The organism is Streptomyces sp. 796.1 (assembly GCF_047525675.1).
Classification (GTDB): domain Bacteria; phylum Actinomycetota; class Actinomycetes; order Streptomycetales; family Streptomycetaceae; genus Streptomyces.
On record NZ_JBLIWA010000003.1, the window covers coordinates 211,070 to 226,504 of the forward strand.

Annotated in this window: 11 protein-coding genes; 3 read left to right on the forward strand and 8 right to left on the reverse strand. The window is 73.1% G+C overall.

Annotated features, from left to right (window positions below):
• The 7 genes from ACMA1D_RS03635 to ACMA1D_RS03665 form a co-directional block, all read right to left on the reverse strand.
• The coding region (locus ACMA1D_RS03635) for an acyltransferase family protein (protein WP_414722384.1) at nucleotides 1-1,168 on the reverse strand (1,168 nt) is incomplete at its 3' end.
• 67 nt (nucleotides 1,169-1,235) lie between these two features.
• Nucleotides 1,236-2,570 (reverse strand): alpha/beta hydrolase, encoded by a 1,335-nt coding sequence (locus tag ACMA1D_RS03640; protein WP_414722385.1) that lies wholly within the window; start codon nucleotides 2,568-2,570, stop codon nucleotides 1,236-1,238.
• A gap of 315 nt (nucleotides 2,571-2,885) precedes the next feature.
• Nucleotides 2,886-3,566 carry a response regulator gene (locus tag ACMA1D_RS03645; protein WP_414722386.1) on the reverse strand — a complete coding sequence of 227 codons (681 nt, stop codon included), beginning with the start codon at nucleotides 3,564-3,566 and terminating at the stop codon, nucleotides 2,886-2,888.
• A 190-nt stretch (nucleotides 3,567-3,756) separates the two neighbouring features.
• A complete protein-coding gene (locus tag ACMA1D_RS03650; RefSeq protein WP_414722387.1) occupies nucleotides 3,757-5,280 on the reverse strand; it encodes a sensor histidine kinase in 1,524 nt (507 codons plus the stop codon).
• Between the two features lie 128 nt (nucleotides 5,281-5,408).
• The gene (locus tag ACMA1D_RS03655) at nucleotides 5,409-6,308 is read right to left on the reverse strand and encodes a DUF4429 domain-containing protein (protein WP_414722388.1); all 900 of its coding nucleotides are present in this window, start codon (nucleotides 6,306-6,308) and stop codon (nucleotides 5,409-5,411) included.
• A gap of 96 nt (nucleotides 6,309-6,404) precedes the next feature.
• On the reverse strand, nucleotides 6,405-7,631 hold the full coding sequence (locus ACMA1D_RS03660; protein ID WP_414722389.1) for an alpha/beta hydrolase: 1,227 nt from the start codon (nucleotides 7,629-7,631) through the stop codon (nucleotides 6,405-6,407).
• A gap of 361 nt (nucleotides 7,632-7,992) precedes the next feature.
• Nucleotides 7,993-8,670: a TetR/AcrR family transcriptional regulator gene (locus ACMA1D_RS03665; RefSeq protein WP_414722390.1), complete on the reverse strand. Its 678-nt coding sequence runs from the start codon at nucleotides 8,668-8,670 to the stop codon at nucleotides 7,993-7,995.
• Nucleotides 8,671-9,048: 378 nt separating this feature from the next.
• Between ACMA1D_RS03665 and ACMA1D_RS03670 the strand changes: the two genes are divergently transcribed.
• A complete protein-coding gene (locus ACMA1D_RS03670) occupies nucleotides 9,049-10,659 on the forward strand; it encodes an MFS transporter (RefSeq protein ID WP_414722391.1) in 1,611 nt (536 codons plus the stop codon).
• Nucleotides 10,660-11,017: 358 nt separating this feature from the next.
• A complete protein-coding gene (locus tag ACMA1D_RS03675) occupies nucleotides 11,018-11,683 on the forward strand; it encodes a peptidase inhibitor family I36 protein (protein ID WP_414722392.1) in 666 nt (221 codons plus the stop codon).
• A gap of 80 nt (nucleotides 11,684-11,763) precedes the next feature.
• Here ACMA1D_RS03675 and aceE read toward each other — a convergent pair whose 3' ends face one another.
• Nucleotides 11,764-14,511, reverse strand: coding sequence for a pyruvate dehydrogenase (acetyl-transferring), homodimeric type (gene aceE, locus ACMA1D_RS03680; protein WP_414722393.1), 2,748 nt, complete (start codon nucleotides 14,509-14,511; stop codon nucleotides 11,764-11,766).
• A gap of 482 nt (nucleotides 14,512-14,993) precedes the next feature.
• Here aceE and ACMA1D_RS03685 point away from each other — a divergent pair, with 482 nt between their 5' ends.
• Nucleotides 14,994-15,434: a DUF3052 domain-containing protein gene (locus ACMA1D_RS03685; RefSeq protein WP_414722394.1), complete on the forward strand. Its 441-nt coding sequence runs from the start codon at nucleotides 14,994-14,996 to the stop codon at nucleotides 15,432-15,434.
• The last annotated feature ends 1 nt before the right edge of the window (nucleotide 15,435 follow it).

The window sequence follows — 15,435 nt, forward strand, 5'->3', positions numbered from 1 at the left end:
GGCCCGGCGCCGGCCGCGGGGCGGGCCCCCGGCCACCGGCGCCGGGCGGCCCGGTACGGCGCGTCGGCCCGCGCTCGAACTGCCACGCCCACCGCACGAGCACCACCAACACCGCGGCGAACAGCGGCAGCCAGGCGCACCGCCACAGCAGCCAGGCCACCGAGTCCGGCGCGCCCACCAGCCCCGGCACCTCGCCCGGCCAGGCCGCCGCGGGCACGGCGAAGACCAGCGGCGCGAACTGGTGCCAGCACAGCAAGGTCAGCGCCGCGACGTTGACGGCCGCCACCGGCGCCCACAGCAGGGGCCGCCGCAGCAGCCGGGTCAGCGGCCCGTACAGCAGCAGCGCAGCCCCGCACTGGGCCGCGGCGAGCGCAGGGACCAGCAGCGACGGCGGGTGCGAATTGGTGCGAGCGGTGCCCGGCACCCCGACCGTGCTCACCGGATAGCCGCCGGGGCCGACCAGCACCGCCAGCAGCACCACGCCCCCGACCAGCAGCAACCACGCGCCACCGGGCCCGAGCCGGCCGCGCCCCCACGCTACGCCGAGTACGTACCCGAACAGCCAGCCGGGCAGCACGGTGAGCAGTCCGACGGCGGCCGGCACGGCGTCCCCGTACGGCCCGTACCGCAGCAGGTCGACCGCGGCCACGCAGAGCAGCAGCGCCGCGGCCGGCCAGCCGCCGGCGCGGCGCACGGCGCGGTCGCAGTACGGGGTGAGCGCGGTCAGCACGGCGTAGACGGCGAGGAACCACAGGGGTTGGGCGATGCGGACCAGGCCGGTCCGCAGGGTGCCGGCCGGCACGCCGACGGCGTGCAGTTCGAACGCCAGCACCGTGCAGCCCACCGCGAGCGCGCCGACCGGGCGGCCGAGTCGGCGGAGCCGGCCCCGCAGCCAGCCGCCGGTGGCAAGGCCACGGGCGGCGGCCCGGTCCCAGGAGCGGACCGAGGCGTACCCGCCGACCAGGAAGAACAGCCCCAGCAACTGGAACAGCCAGGTCAGCGGCGCGAGTTCGGGGAGGGCGACCAGCGGGCTCGCGCTGTCGAGCGCGCCGTCCGGGCGCAGCGTCAGCCCGCCGAGCAGCCAGTGCCCGATGACCACGCCGCCGAGTGCCAGCGCCCGCAGCCCGTCCACGGCCCGGTCCCGGCCGGCCGGGGTCGCGGCGTCCACCCGGTGGGCCGCCTCCCTCGCCCGGGCCAGTGCCGACCGCACCCGTAAGCCAGCTCGGGGAACCGCATCAGCGCAGGTCATCGACGCACTCCGAGACCGCGGCCGGCGGGCTGTCGGCGGTCACCGCGCAGCGCACCGCGGTGAGGTCGCCGAGCGTGATCCGGGCGAGGTTGCGCAGCGACTCGGTGCCGGGCAGGAAGTACTCCGCGTGGTCGTTGACGCCCGCCGTCGACAGCCGCCGGGCGCCGAAGTCCGCCGCCGCCGGGTCGGCGCCGTGGCCGAGCCCGAAGAGCTGCACGTGCGGCACCCTGCCGATCCAGTCGGCCCCGTCCCTGGCCGCCCACACCCGGGCGCTGGTGCCGAGGTCGGCCGCGTGCTCGGCCCGCACGCCCGGGCTGCCGAGGACGACCAGGTCAGCCACGGCGGCCCCGAACCGGTGCGCCGCCCTTCCGCAGACCACAGAGCCGTAGCTGTGGCAGAGCACGGCGGGCGGGGCGGCGGGCGCACCGTCGGCGGCGGCGAGCCCGGCCAGGAAGCGGTCGAGCCGGGGCGCACCGGCCGCCGCCAGCCGGCCCGTCGCCGCGTCGAGACCGAGCCCGACCGGCGTGGAGTAGCCGGTCCAGGAGATGACGGCGGTCCCGGTGCCGGGCGCCTGCCGAGCGAGCTCGCCCCGCAGCGCCCGCGCCATGCCGACCGGGGTCCGCGCGTTCGACGGGGACTCTGTGTCCGCCGCGTTCGCTGTGCTCGCCGTGAATGCTGCGTTCGCCGTACGTGCCGAGTCCGCCGCGTCGGCGGTCGCGTACGAACCGAGGTCGACGTCCGAGCCCGGCACGATCACCGCGGTGCGGCGGGCGGTCGTCAGGTCTCCGAAGACCTCCACGAGTTGACCGCGGTCCCGCGGGTCGAAGGCGAGGATCTGCCGGTCGCCGGAGAGCAACGCGGTGTACTCGGCCGCCCGTTCGCGGGCCCACGTGCGGCCCTGGTCGGTGAGCGCGCCGTCCGTGGCGCGGGCGCGTTGCCGGTCGCGCTCGGCCGCCAGCGCACGGGCGTTGGCCGCGTACCGCAACGTCACCGGCGCGCCGTCCAGATTGCCCACGATCAGCGGGTGGTGCACGGCCAGCGAATGCCGTTCGGCCGGGTCGAGCCCGGCGAAGAAGCGGGCGACGGCGGTCGGGGACGCGGTGGCCGGGTCGGGGAGTTGACGGCCGAGCGAGGTGTCGGCGCGCCAGGCCGCGGCCCCCGGCGGCGGCCCGGTGATGGCCGGCTGCTGGTGGGCGACGGCCCAACCCGCCGTACCGGCCACGGTGGTGACGGTCAGCGCGGCGGCCACCAGCGCCCGCCCGCCGCGTCCGCGCCGCCGCCCGCGCCGCCCCGCCGCGTCCCGCTGCCCCCGCTGCGCCATCGCCGCCCGCTCCCTCCGCCCCGGTGGCGCGCCCTGCTGACGGCCTGGTGAGGAGGAAGCTAGGAAGCGGAAGGGGCAGCGGACCTCACGCCGGAGAGCCCACTTGCCGCTGGCTCTCCGGTACGGCCCCGTGCTACCTGGGTAGGGGGTTGCTGCCGTCGCCCCAGGTCAACGGGGTGTACCGGGGCGCGGGTGGCGGACTTGCGGGCGGCGTGGGCGCCGGGCCGGCATCTGTGGTCTGCCGCACGTTCCGGCGCCCCGGGCCGCGGGGTGGCCGCCGGGGGCAACCCCGGCTCAGCCGTTGGCAGCGCCGGCTCAGGGCGCCTCGCCCGGGGCGACCAGCCCCGATTCGTACGCGAAGATCACGGCCTGGGCGCGGTCCCGCAGCCCCAGCTTGGCCAGCACCCGGCCGATGTGGCTCTTCACCGTCTGTTCGGCGAGTACCAGCGCGGCGGCGATCTCCGTGTTCGACAGGCCCCGGGCTATGAGTTCGAGCACCTCCGTCTCACGCGGCGTCAGGTCGCGCAGCCGCAGCCCGGGGTCCCGGCGCGGGGCGGGGCGCTGGCGGGCGAAGTCGGCGATCAGCCGGCGGGTCACCGAGGGCGCGAGCAGCGCGTCGCCCTGGGCGACGATCCGTACGGCCGAGATCAGGTCGGCCGGTGGCGCGTCCTTGAGGAGGAAGCCGCTGGCGCCGGCGCGCAGCGCCTCGTACACGTAGTCGTCCACGTCGAAGGTGGTCAGCATCAGCACCTTGGGCCGGTGGATGACGCCCGGCGGCGGCGCGAGCAGTTGGCGGGTCGCCTCCAGGCCGTCCATCTCGGGCATCCGGACGTCCATGAGCACCACGTCGGGGTGGGTGGCGCGGCTGACCTCGACGCCCTGCCGGCCGTCCGGGGCCTCGCCGACCACGTCGATGTCGCTCTGCGCGGCCAACAGCGCGGCGAATCCGGCCCGCACCATGGCCTGGTCGTCAACGATGATCACTCGGGTGGTCATGGCGTCCTGGAGTCCTTCGTCTCGCGGGCGGGCCGGGGATGGGGCAGTGCTGATGCGTACGGGTCAGCGCGGGTCAGCGGATGAAGTGCGGCTCGGTACGGGCGATGCGCGTCGGGTGCGGGTGCGGGTGCGGATGGGCGTGGGCGCGGAGGTGGGGCGGCTCCGGGTGGCCGGCCCGGGTCGGGGCGGGTCAGGTCGGGGTGGTCCGGTCCGGGTCCGCCGCTCGGTCCGCTCCGGGGCCCGTCCCGGCCGCCGGGTCCAGCGCGCCCACCGTGCCCGCCGCCGCGCGGGCCGCGTCCGGTGGGTCGAGCGGCAGCCTGGCCGCGACGCGGAAGCCGCCGTCGGGCAGCGGCCCGATGTCCACCGTGCCGCCGACCAGCCGCACCCGCTCCCGCATGCCCACCAGGCCGTGCCCGGTACCGGCGGCCTCCAGCGGGGCCGGCGCCGCCGCCGGCGACGCGTAGTTGATCACCAGCACCCCCAAGTGCTCCCCGGTCGTGGTGAGCGACACCCGGGTGGTCGCGCCCGGCGCGTGCCGTACGACATTGGCCAGCGCCTCCTGCACGATCCGGTACGCGGACAACTCCACGGCCTGCGGCAACGGCCCGAGGCCGGTCACCGCGGCGGAGATCTCGCACTCCACCGGCACGCCGGCCCGTACCGTCGCCTCCACGAGCTGCGGCACCCGGTCAAGCCCCGGCTGCGGGGCGAGCTCCGGGTCCCCGCCGGACCCACCGCCGTCGCTGCGCAACACGCCGAGCAGCCGGCGCATCTCGGTCAGCGAGTCCCGGGCCGCCGCGGCGACGGACGCGAACTCCTCGCGCGCCTGCGGCGAAAGGCCCTCGATGCGGTACGGGGCGCTGTCCGCCTGCACGGTGATCACCGACATGTGGTGCGCGACCACGTCGTGCAACTCGCGGGCGATCCGCGCGCGTTCTTCGAGCAGCGTGCGGCGGGCGCGCTCCGCCTCGCTGATCGTCTCCACCTCGGCCAGCCGGCGCTGCGCGTCCCGGCGCTCCCGCAGCGCCCCGCCGACCAACAACACGATGCCGCTCAACACGAAGAGCAGGACGGGCGAACCGTCGCTGCGCTCCTGCGAGACCAGCTCGAAGAGGGTGCCGGCGGCGCCGGTCAGCAGCCAGATCGCGGCCAGTGTGCGCCGCCGTTCGCGCAGCCCGAGCAGCAGACAGAGCGGCAGGTAGCCGACGATCACCATCGGCGTCCACGGCCACGGGTTGAGGTTCTCCGCCCCCACCGCGAGCAGCGCGAACGCGCCCACCACATCGGCCGGGAAGATGATCCACCACGCCTGGAGCGGCCGGGTCAACGCCAGCAGCAGCGGCCCGGCCTGCGTGAAGGCAAACACCGCGGAGAGCGCGGGGTGCAGCCCGGCGTTGTTGGTGAGCACGGTGCCCGTGACCGGCACCAGGACCACGGTGAACACGAAGACGACGGCGTACGACAGCCGCCGCAGCCAGCGCCGTTCACTGTTCGCGAGCAGCGCCCTGGGCGGGCCGGTCGGCGTGGTCAGATCGTGCAACACCCCGCGCGCGAACGTGCGTAGGGCGTGCGCGGCCCGCTGCCGTACGGACGAGAACGGGGCTGTGCCTGTGGGTGGGGTCGCGGGCGGGCCCGTATCGGGCGCAGGTGGCACGGCTGATGGCCCGTCGCCACCTGGCGAGGGCGAAGCGGATGCGGGGGGCGTGGCGGACATGGCCCGCCCAGCGTATGACCTGTCCTACTCCCGCAGGCCGGCGGGCCGCGTGCCGGGCCGCGCGCGAACCGCCTGGTGGGCCCGCCGCGCCGGCAGCGGGCCCACCAGGCCCAAGCCCAAGCCCAAGCTCACAGCTCCGCGAGGAGCTCCGCCTTCTTCGCCGTGAACTCGTCGTCCGTGAGCAGCCCGGCCTGGTGCAGATCGCCCAAGTGCCGGATGCGGTCGGCGATGTGCGCCGGGTCGGGGCGGGCTGCCACCTGCTGGGGCTCCACGGGTCCCGGCACCGCGGTGCCGTGCAACCCGGAGCCACCGCCGCCGCCCGAGCCGGCCCGTACGGCCTCCAGCACCGCCGCCGCGAACGGCAGCGAGTCGTGCACCAGGCCGTACCCCATGCCGAAGACGACGGCGGCCGGGTTCTGGTCCGCCTCGCGCGACTCGCTCCCGTCCGAGCCGCGTGCCACCAGACGCAGGTACCCGTTGAAGACCTCGGGCGACCGCCACTCGACCCCGGCCAGGTCGCCGATCTGGAACCGCTGGTCACCGGCCTTCCACTTGGCCGACGACGCCCCCGTCCAGAACCACCGGAAGATCACCGACGTGCCGTCGAAGGACGCCTTGCCGTCGTACGCCTTGAAGGACAGCGGGGGCGGCGGCGCGGCCACCAAATGGGTCTCGGCGGGCATCCCGGCCTCCGGGCCGAGCGCGCCGCGCACCGTCTCCGCGTAGTACTCGGCCAGCACCTCCCGCTCGGCCGGCAGCACCAGCCGGTACGGGTCGCACCCCTCCTTGAGCTGCCCGTCCGCCGCGTCCATCAACGGATCGGCGCCGGGTCTCGGCACCGCGCGCAACACCACCGTCCCGCGCTTGCCGGGTGTCAGCTCGACCCCCGCCAACGCCTCGTAGGGAATGCGGCGTTCACCGAGCACCTGGAGCAGCTTCGGTGTACGTATCCCCCGTTCGAAGCGGATGAGCACGGAGTCGGCGTCGAACTCCCAGACCGTGTGAAAACCGGCCAGCACATCACCCATGTGGCTCATCGTATGTTGCGGTCGCCCGCCCGTCCCCCTTTGGTGCGCTACGCGCGTCAAGCCTCTGCTTGGCGATCTTCCGAACTTTCCCCGCGGTCAGGTCAGGCCCGCGGTACAGGCGTCACCGCCTCCGCAACTCACCGACGACACCGCTCCGACGCCGACCTCGGCGAAGTTGGCGAGGCTCGTCGTACCGGGCTCGAAGTATCCCGCGTGCCCCACTGCCCCGTCAGCAGACAGCACACGGGCGCCGAAGTCGGCCGATACCGGGTCCGCCCCGTGGCCGAGCCCGGCGAAGTCCAGGTGCGGCACGTCGGCGATCCAGTCGCCGGAGTCCCGCATGGCCCAGATACGGGCCGAGGTGCCCAGGTCACGGGCGTGTTCGGCGCGCATGCCGGGGCTGCCGGCGACGGCGACGTCGGTCACCTGGCGCGGCACCCGGTCGGCGGCCACCCCGCACACCACCGAACCGTAGCTGTGGCAGAACAGCGCGACCGTGGCCCCCGGCCGCCGCGGCAGCCCGCCGAGGGTGGCCAGCAGCCGCCGTGCGCCGTCCGCCGCCCTGGCCCCGGTCGCGGCGTCGATGCCGAGCCCGGCCGGGCTGGTGTAGTCGGCCCAGGCGATGACGGCGGTCCGCGTCGCCGGGCCGGCCGCGCGCTCCGCGGCGTACAGCGCACGCGCCATGCCGACCGGCGCCCGGCGGGGCTGCCCGGTCCGCTCGAACGTCAGCAGGTCGGTGTCCACGCCCGGTACCACGATCGAGACCCGCCGCGCGGTTGCCACGTCGCCGAAGACCTCGGCGACCCGCCCCGACCCCGTCGGATCGAAGGCCAGCACCTGTCGGCCCGGGCGCAGCAGCGACAGCAGCCGGTGCACCAGCCGCCGCGAGGCGCGCTGCCCGTCGGCGGTGAGCCCGCCGGACCGCGCCCGCGCCCGCTCCGCCCGCACCGCGTCGGCGAGCGCGATCCGGTTGGCCCGGTAGCGCAGCGCCACCGGCGCACCGTTCAGATTGCCCACGGTGAGCGGGTAGCGGCGGGCGAGCCCGGTGGCCTGGGCGTCGGTGAGCGAGCCGAAGAACCCCTCGACGCGGCTCGGCGCGGTGCCCGGCTCCGGCAGCGGGCGCCCCGCGACGCTGCCGGCGCGCCAGGCGGCCAGCGAGGCGGAGAACGCGTCCGGCCGGGCCCTGAGCTGCCGGCCGGCCGTCCATCCGCTGGTCGCGAGCAGCATGAGGACCACGACCAGGACGAGCGTGGTACGCGACGCCGTGGCCGTGGCGGCCCACGACAGGGGATGGGAGGAGCCGAGCTCAGGAAGGGAAGTCACCGCGAACCACCCTAGGAGACGCCGACCGGCGCTCGGCAAAACGGGTGAGCCATCTCACGTTCCCGCGGGGGCAACTCGGCGGTGGTCAACGGGTGGCGAAGCCCGCCGCACCGGACCGGAACCCACCCCGCGCCCGGGCGCGGCGCACCGCGGGTGGTTGGCCCTGGCGGCCGGGCGCGGGGTGGCTTGCCTGCTGTGGGGTCGGCGCCGGGGCAGCCTGTCGTATCGGGCCGTCCGAGCTGGGCCGGAGCAGCCTGTCGTACGGGCCGGGCTGGGCCGGAGCGAGCCGTTCGGGGCCCGGCCGGCCCCACCGCCGTACGGACCTACGGCCGTGCCGGCGCCGTACCCGCAGCGGCGGCGGTTACGGGGCGTGTCGCGTCGCGCCGACCCGGGGGCGGTGCCAGTCGTCGGCGAGGGCGGGGGCGAGCAGGTCCAGGTAGGACTCGGTGAGGTCGCGGATCGCGGCCGTCGTCCAGTCCTCGCCCTCGCTCCATGCCCGGCTCGCCACCCGCATGACGCCCCCGAACGCGGCCACCAGCACCCGCGGCCTGGGGTCGAGCTCCGGGTCCACGCCCTCACGGCCCGCGATCACCTGCGCGAACCGCGCTTCGAGCTCGGCGTGGCGCCGCAGGTGTACCGCGAGCAGGGACGGCGTCGACTCGATCAGCCGGAAGGTCCGCATGTGGAGTTCGAGCGGTACGACCTCCTGGATCGCCTCGTTGATGGTGTCCCAGGCCGCGAAGACGCCGTTGCGCAGTGCGGTCAGCGGTGCCTCGTGCGCGGGCCGCTCCAGCAGCGCGGCGTAGAAGTACGCCTCGGCCAACTCCTGCACCGCGAAGGCCACTTCCTCCTTGTTGGCGAAGTAGCGGAAGAAGGTGCGCTGCGAGACCTCCACGGCGTCCGTGATCTCGTCGATCGTGGTGTCCTCGTAGCCCTGCGTCACGAAGAGTTCGAGGGAGGCCCTGATGAGGGCGTCGCGGGTGCGCTGCTTCTTGCGCTGCCGCAGGCCGATGGGTGGTGTCACCTGGTCCGTCGTCACCTTTCGGCTCTCTCTCCGCGGGCTGTGCCCCGCGCGTCGTTCCTGCGCGTCGTTCTCGTACGTCGGCTCTGCGTGTCGGCCGGGTCGGCCGTGTCTGTCTTGCGTGTCGGACCCGTTGTCGGTCCCGGGCGCCGGCGCCGCGCGTCGTGGTGGCTCCGCCGGCGTCGTGGTGGCGCCGCCGATCGCCCGGGGCGCTGCCGCGGGCCCGTTCCGTGTCGGCCGGTCGGCGTCGGGGTGCGCGCTCGGCTGCGCGCCGGATCGCGCGCGGGGCCGTGCGGGGCACGCCCGGGCAGCTCAGAATACTCAGTGCCACTCATGGCAGTAGCCGACTCTTGGCTTCGTTTGTCAATTGTCAGAGGCTGACATTAATCTCATCATATGACCTCAGAGCCAACCGTGGCCGGCGCCAAGCCGGAGCAGCAGGAGCCGTCACCCCGCCCCGGAATGCGCGGGCACCCCTGGCTCACCCTGATATCCGTCGCGATAGGCGTGATGATGGTCGCCCTCGACGGCACGATCGTCGCCATCGCCAACCCGGCCATCCAGGACGACCTGGGCGCCTCGCTCGCGGACGTCCAATGGATCACCAACGGCTATCTGCTCGCCCTGGCCGTCGCCCTGATCACCGCGGGCAAGCTCGGCGACCGCTTCGGCCACCGGCAGACCTTCCTGGTGGGCGTCAGCGGATTCGCGGTCGCATCGGCCGCCATCGGTCTGTCGGGCAACGTGAGTGCGGTCGTCGCCTTCCGTGTCTTCCAGGGCCTGTTCGGCGCCCTGCTGATGCCGGCGGCGCTCGGCCTGCTGCGGGCCACCTTCCCGGCCGAGAAGCTCAACATGGCGATCGGCATCTGGGGCATGGTCATCGGCGCGTCGACCGCCGGCGGACCGATCGTCGGCGGACTGCTCGTGGAGCACGTCAACTGGCAGTCCGTCTTCTTCATCAACGTGCCGGTCGGCATCCTCGCGCTCGTCCTCGGCCTCGTGATCCTCAAGGACCACCGGGCGGAGAACGCCCCGCGCTCCTTCGACGTGCCCGGCATCGTGCTGCTGTCCGGCGCGATGTTCTGCCTGATCTGGGCCCTGATCAAGGCCCCCGAGTGGGGCTGGGGCGACGGCTCGACCCTGCTCTTCCTCGGCCTTTCGCTGGCGTCCTTCGTGGCCTTCGGCTACTGGGAGACCCGGGCCGCGGAACCGCTGCTGCCGCTCCGCCTGTTCCGCTCGGTGCCGCTCTCCGCGGGCACGGTCCTGATGATCCTGATGGCCTTCGGTTTCATGGGCGGGCTGTTCTTCGTCACCTTCTACCTCCAGAACGTGCACGGCATGAGCCCCGTCGACAGCGGCCTCCACCTGCTGCCGCTGACGGCGATGATGATCGTCTCGTCGCCGGCGGCCGGCGCCCTCATCACCAAGGTCGGGCCGCGCGCCCCGCTGGTCGGCGCGATGGTGCTGACCGCGATCGCGCTGTTCGGCCTCTCCAGCCTGGAGGCCGACTCGGGCACCGGTTTGATGTCGCTGTGGTTCGCGCTGCTCGGCCTCGGCCTCGGCCCCGTCATGGTCGGCGCGACCGAGGTCATCGTGGGCAACGCGCCGCTGGAGTTCTCCGGCGTGGCCGGCGGTCTCCAGCAGGCCGCCATGCAGATCGGCGGCAGCCTCGGTACGGCGGTGCTCGGCGCGGTCATGGCCGCCCGGGTCGACCGCGACCTGCCGGGCAACTGGAAGGAGGCCGGACTGCCGGCGGCCTCGGGGCAGGAGTTGGAGCGGGCCGCCGACGCGGTCGCCATCGGTCGCCCCCCGATCGACCCGAACAACCCGCCCCCGCCGGAGGTCGCCGAGAAGATCACCCACGTCGCCCATGACACCTTCATGTCGGGCATGGGGCTCAGCTTCACGGTCGCCGCGGTGGTCGCCGCCGGCGCGGCGATCGTCGCCGGCTTCGCCAAGCGCGGCGCCCAGGCGGGCGATGCGAGCACCGGAGCGGTGCACATCTGATCGACTGCTTGCACCCGTTCGAGTGATAGTCGTACGCCCTGGCCGGCATTTCTGTTGCCGCGCCAGGGCGTCGCCCTTTGCGCCCTAGCAGGCGTCTGACCTCGCACGAAAGGCTTGACCCAAACCATCACGCTATGTCAACGACGCATGTCACAGGCCCTGCCGCGGATCAAACCGGCGGGGCCGTCCCCTATCAGGGTCGTCTGCGCCGCCACCCCTTGGCACGGCCACTCCCGGCCCCGCAGGCTTCCGTCACGGGGGAGCCGAACCGGCCGCGGCCCACGACGGACCGCGGCCCGGCCCTCCCCGGGCCGGCACCGGGCCGACCCGCACAGCGAGCCCACGGGGAGCGAACACCATGCGGACCACCACCGAGCGCGACATGACGCAGGACACGCGGCAGAACGCGTCGCAGGACCCGAAGCGGGACGCGACGCCGAGCGCGCCGCGGACGCCGAGCGCGCTGCAGAACGGGGCGTACGACACCACTCGCGGCGCCAGCCGCACCCGCAGCACGCACGGCACCACCGGCGCCCGGGGCACCCGCTCCCGCAGCACGCGGCGGGCCGTCCCGCTGGTCCGGGTGGCGCTGCTGGGGGCCGCGGCCACGGCCGCCCTGCTGGCGCCGACCGCCGCCGCCCAGCAGCCCGTCCACCCGACGGCCCACCACACCGGCCAGACCAGCCCGCAGCCCCAGCGGCAGACCGGGCCCGAAACCGGCCACCAGCACAGCCACCCCGGCGACTGTGCCGCGGGGCAGCTCTGTCTCTGGGAGCGCCCTGGCTACGCCGGCCACCGCCACACCTTCGAGCTGGCGGACACCGACATCGAGAGCTGCGTGCCGCTGCCGGCCGGGGCCCGGGCGGCGTCCCTGGCCAACCGCACCGGGCGGCCGGTCACCACCTACCAGAGCGCCGAGTGCGGTGAGACGGGCGAGTTCGACACCTACCCGGGCAAGGGCGGCGGCGTCCGCCTCTCCGAGTCCCCGTACCAGATCCGCGCCATCAAGATCTGGGAGCACTGATGGCGCGGCCAAACGCCGCCGGGCCGGACGGGGTGGTTCCCCCGTCCGGCCCGGCGAGCACCGTCGATCCGGCGCCTTCGTTACGCGTCGCCGCCGGCCGCGCCCGGGTCGGCCGCGGTGGCGTCCAGGAGCTGGTAGCGGTCGATGGCCTGCTTGAGGGCCGACCGGTCGACCTTGCCCTCCTGGGCGAGCTCGGTGAGCACGCCGAGCACGATCGACTGGGCGTCGATGTTGAAGAAGCGGCGCGCCGCCCCACGGGTGTCGGCGAAGCCGAACCCGTCCGCACCCAGCGACTGGTACCGACCGGGCACCCAGCGGGCGATCTGGTCAGGCACCGCACGCATCCAGTCGGAGACGGCCACGAACGGGCCCTCGGCGCCGGCGAGCTTGCGCGTCACGTACGGCACGCGCTGCTCCTCCTCGGGGTGGAGCAGGTTGTGCTCCTCCACCTCCACGGCGTCGCGACGCAGCTCGTTCCAGGAGGTCGCCGACCAGACGTCCGCCTTGACGTTCCACTCGTCGGCCAGGATCTGCTGCGCCTCCAGCGCCCACGGCACCGCCACGCCGGAGGCGAGGATCTGCGCCGGGATGGCGCCCTGCTCGCCCTTCCTGAGGCGGTAGACGCCCTTGAGGATACCCTCGACGTCCACGTCGGCGGGCTCCGCCGGGTGCTGGATCGGCTCGTTGTAGACGGTGAGGTAGTAGAAGACGTCCTCACCCGGCTGGCCGTCCGCCGTCTCGCCGTACATCCGGCGCAGACCGTCCTGCATGATGTGCGCGATCTCGTACGCGTAGGCGGGGTCGTAGGCCACGCACGCGGGGTTGGTCGACGCCAGGAGCTGCGAGTGGCCGTCGGCGTGCTGGAGGCCCTCACCGGTCAGCGTCGTACGACCGGCGGTCGCGCCGAGCACGAAGCCGCGCGAGAGCTGGTCGGACATCTGCCAGAACTGGTCACCGGTGCGCTGGAAACCGAACATCGAGTAGAAGACGTAGACCGGGATCAGCGGCTCGCCGTGCGTGGCGTACGCGGAACCGGCCGCGATCAGCGACGCCGTACAGCCCGCCTCGGAGATGCCGTCGTGCAGCATCTGGCCGGTGGGGGACTCCTTGTACGCGAGCAGCAGGTCACGGTCGACCGACTCGTACTGCTGGCCCAGCGGGTTGTAGATCTTGGCCGACGGGAAGAAGGCGTCCATGCCGAAGGTGCGGTACTCGTCGGGGGCGATCAGCACGAAGCGCTTGCCGATCTCCTTGTCCCGCATGAGGTCCTTGAGCACCCGCACGAAAGCCATCGTGGTGGCGATCGACTGCTGGCCGGAGCCCTTCTTGGCCGCCGCGTAGACCTTCTCCTCCGGCTGCGGCAGCGGCTTGGCGCGCACCACGCGGGTGGGCACGTAACCACCGAGCGACTTGCGCCGGTCGTGCATGTACTGGATCTCTTCGGAGTCGCGACCCGGGTGGTAGTACGGGGGCAGCCCCGACTCCAGCTCCTTGTCGGCGATCGGCAGGTGCAGCCGGTCCCGGAACCGCTTGAGGTCCTCGACCGTGAGCTTCTTCATCTGGTGGGTCGCGTTGCGGCCCTCGAAGTTCGGCCCGAGCGTCCAGCCCTTGACGGTCTGCGCGAGGATCACGGTCGGCTGGCCCTTGTGCGCCTTGGCCGCCGCGTACGCCGCGTAGATCTTCCGGTGGTCGTGCCCGCCCCGACCCAGGTGCAGGATCTGGTCGTCGGTCATGTTCTCGACCATGGCGCGCAGCCGCTGGTCCTCGCCGAAGAAGTGCTGGCGGATGTAGGCGCCGGTCTCCGTGGCGTACGTCTGGAACTGACCGTCGGGGGTCGTGTTGAGCTTGTTGACCAGCACGCCGTCCCGGTCCTGCGCGAGCAGCGGGTCCCAGCTCCGGTCCCACACCAGCTTGATCACGTTCCAGCCGGCGCCGCGGAACTGCGACTCAAGCTCCTGCATGACCTTGCCGTTGCCGCGCACCGGGCCGTCGAGCCGCTGGAGGTTGCAGTTGACGACGAAGGTCAGATTGTCCAGGCCCTCACGCGCGGCGATGGAGAGCTGGCCGAGCGACTCGGGCTCGTCCATCTCGCCGTCGCCGAGGTACGCCCAGACGTGCGAGTTCGTGGTGTCGGCGATGCCGCGGGCCGCCATGTAGCGGTTCATCCGGGCCTGGTAGATCGCGCCGAGCGGGCCGAGGCCCATGGAGACGGTCGGGAACTCCCAGAAGTCCGGCATCAGCCGCGGGTGCGGATAGCTGGAGAGGCCGTAGGGGGCCTTGGACTTCTCCTGCCGGAAGGCGTCGAGGTGGTGCTCGTTGAGGCGGTCGAGCAGGAAGGCGCGGGCGTAGATGCCCGGCGACGCGTGGCCCTGGAAGAAGATCTGGTCGCCGCCGTCGCCCGCGTCCTTGCCCCGGAAGAAGTGGTTGAAGCCCACGTCGTACAGGGAAGCGGAGGAGGCGAAGGTGGCGATGTGGCCGCCGACGCCGATGCCCGGGCGTTGGGCGCGGGAGACCATGACGGCCGCGTTCCACCGGGTCGCGTTCAGGACCTTGCGCTCGATCTCCTCGTTGCCGGGGAAGAACGGCTCGTCCTTGGTCGCGATGGTGTTGACGTAGTCCGTGCTGCGCATCTCGGGCACGGCAACCCGCTTTTCGCGGGCGCGCTCGATCAGGCGGAGCATCAGGTAGCGGGCGCGTTCCCGGCCTCGCTCATCGACGGCTGCGTCGAGCGAGTCGAGCCATTCCTGGGTCTCTTCGGGATCGAAGTCCGGGACCTGGCTGGGAAGGCCGCCAATGATGATCGGGTTGCGATCTGATCCGGAAGCCACGCTGTTCCTTCGCTGTTCTGTCGTGTCGTGCTCGGCACGTGAGTGCTGCTGCGCACGCGGTCTGCAAACTGTCCTGCTGTCCTGCAATCGCGCCGTCATCCATCGTGTACCGCGGTGAGCAGATACGTCATCTCTACTCAGGGGTAACCACCACTGGGTGAGACGGGCGCTGCGAGGACCCGTGGGCTGGCGACGGCCAAATCGCAACCATACGCCCACCATGGAAGTCCCTGGTGTACGGGCGTTCGACCTCGAATGTCGTAGCGGTGGAAAAGAACTTCGCAAGGCGGGCAAAACCCTGTGTCTTGAATCACTTATGGCGCTCGTGTCGGGATGTGAGTTGCGGCGAGTCGTCAACGTTTGGGCGGGATCGGGAGCCGGGTACTTGCGCTAACCGCCCGGCACGTGTGGACTACGCCCAATGCCCCGCGTACGCGCGAGGCGATCAAGACAATTTCTCGCAGGATGACAGGAGGCAATCCGTGAGCGCGACCGCGGACCACGCGGAGGAGCGGACCAATCCGGCCGCCAGGCTGGGTTTCGAGCCCGGGCAGGTGGTCCAGGAGATCGGCTACGACGACGATGTCGATCAGGAGCTGCGTGAGGGCATTGAGGAGCTCACCGGCACCGAGCTCGTCGATGAGGATTACGGCGACGTGGCCGATGCCGTGGTGCTGTGGTTCCGAGAGGACGACGGCGACCTGACCGACGCGCTCGTGGACGCCACCACCATGATCGACGACGGTGGCTCGGTCTGGCTGATGACCCCCAAGACGGGGCGCGACGGGTACGTGGAGCCCAGCGACATCGGCGAGTCGGCGACGACCGCAGGTCTGTCCCAGACCAAGAGCATCAGCGCCGGGAAGGACTGGAGCGGTAGCCGCCTGGTCACCCCGAAGTCCGCTCGCTCCGGCAAGCGCTGAG

What these genes read in the sequence shown, in the direction of transcription:
- ACMA1D_RS03675 (WP_414722392.1), top strand. Translation starts at nt 11,018, where the DNA reads ATGCGGACCACCACCGAGCGCGACATGACGCAGGACACGCGGCAGAAC.
- ACMA1D_RS03670 (WP_414722391.1), top strand. Translation starts at nt 9,049, where the DNA reads ATGACCTCAGAGCCAACCGTGGCCGGCGCCAAGCCGGAGCAGCAGGAG.
- ACMA1D_RS03650 (WP_414722387.1), bottom strand. Translation starts at nt 5,280, where the DNA reads ATGTCCGCCACGCCCCCCGCATCCGCTTCGCCCTCGCCAGGTGGCGAC.
- ACMA1D_RS03640 (WP_414722385.1), bottom strand. Translation starts at nt 2,570, where the DNA reads ATGGCGCAGCGGGGGCAGCGGGACGCGGCGGGGCGGCGCGGGCGGCGG.
- ACMA1D_RS03655 (WP_414722388.1), bottom strand. Translation starts at nt 6,308, where the DNA reads ATGGGTGATGTGCTGGCCGGTTTTCACACGGTCTGGGAGTTCGACGCC.
- ACMA1D_RS03645 (WP_414722386.1), bottom strand. Translation starts at nt 3,566, where the DNA reads ATGACCACCCGAGTGATCATCGTTGACGACCAGGCCATGGTGCGGGCC.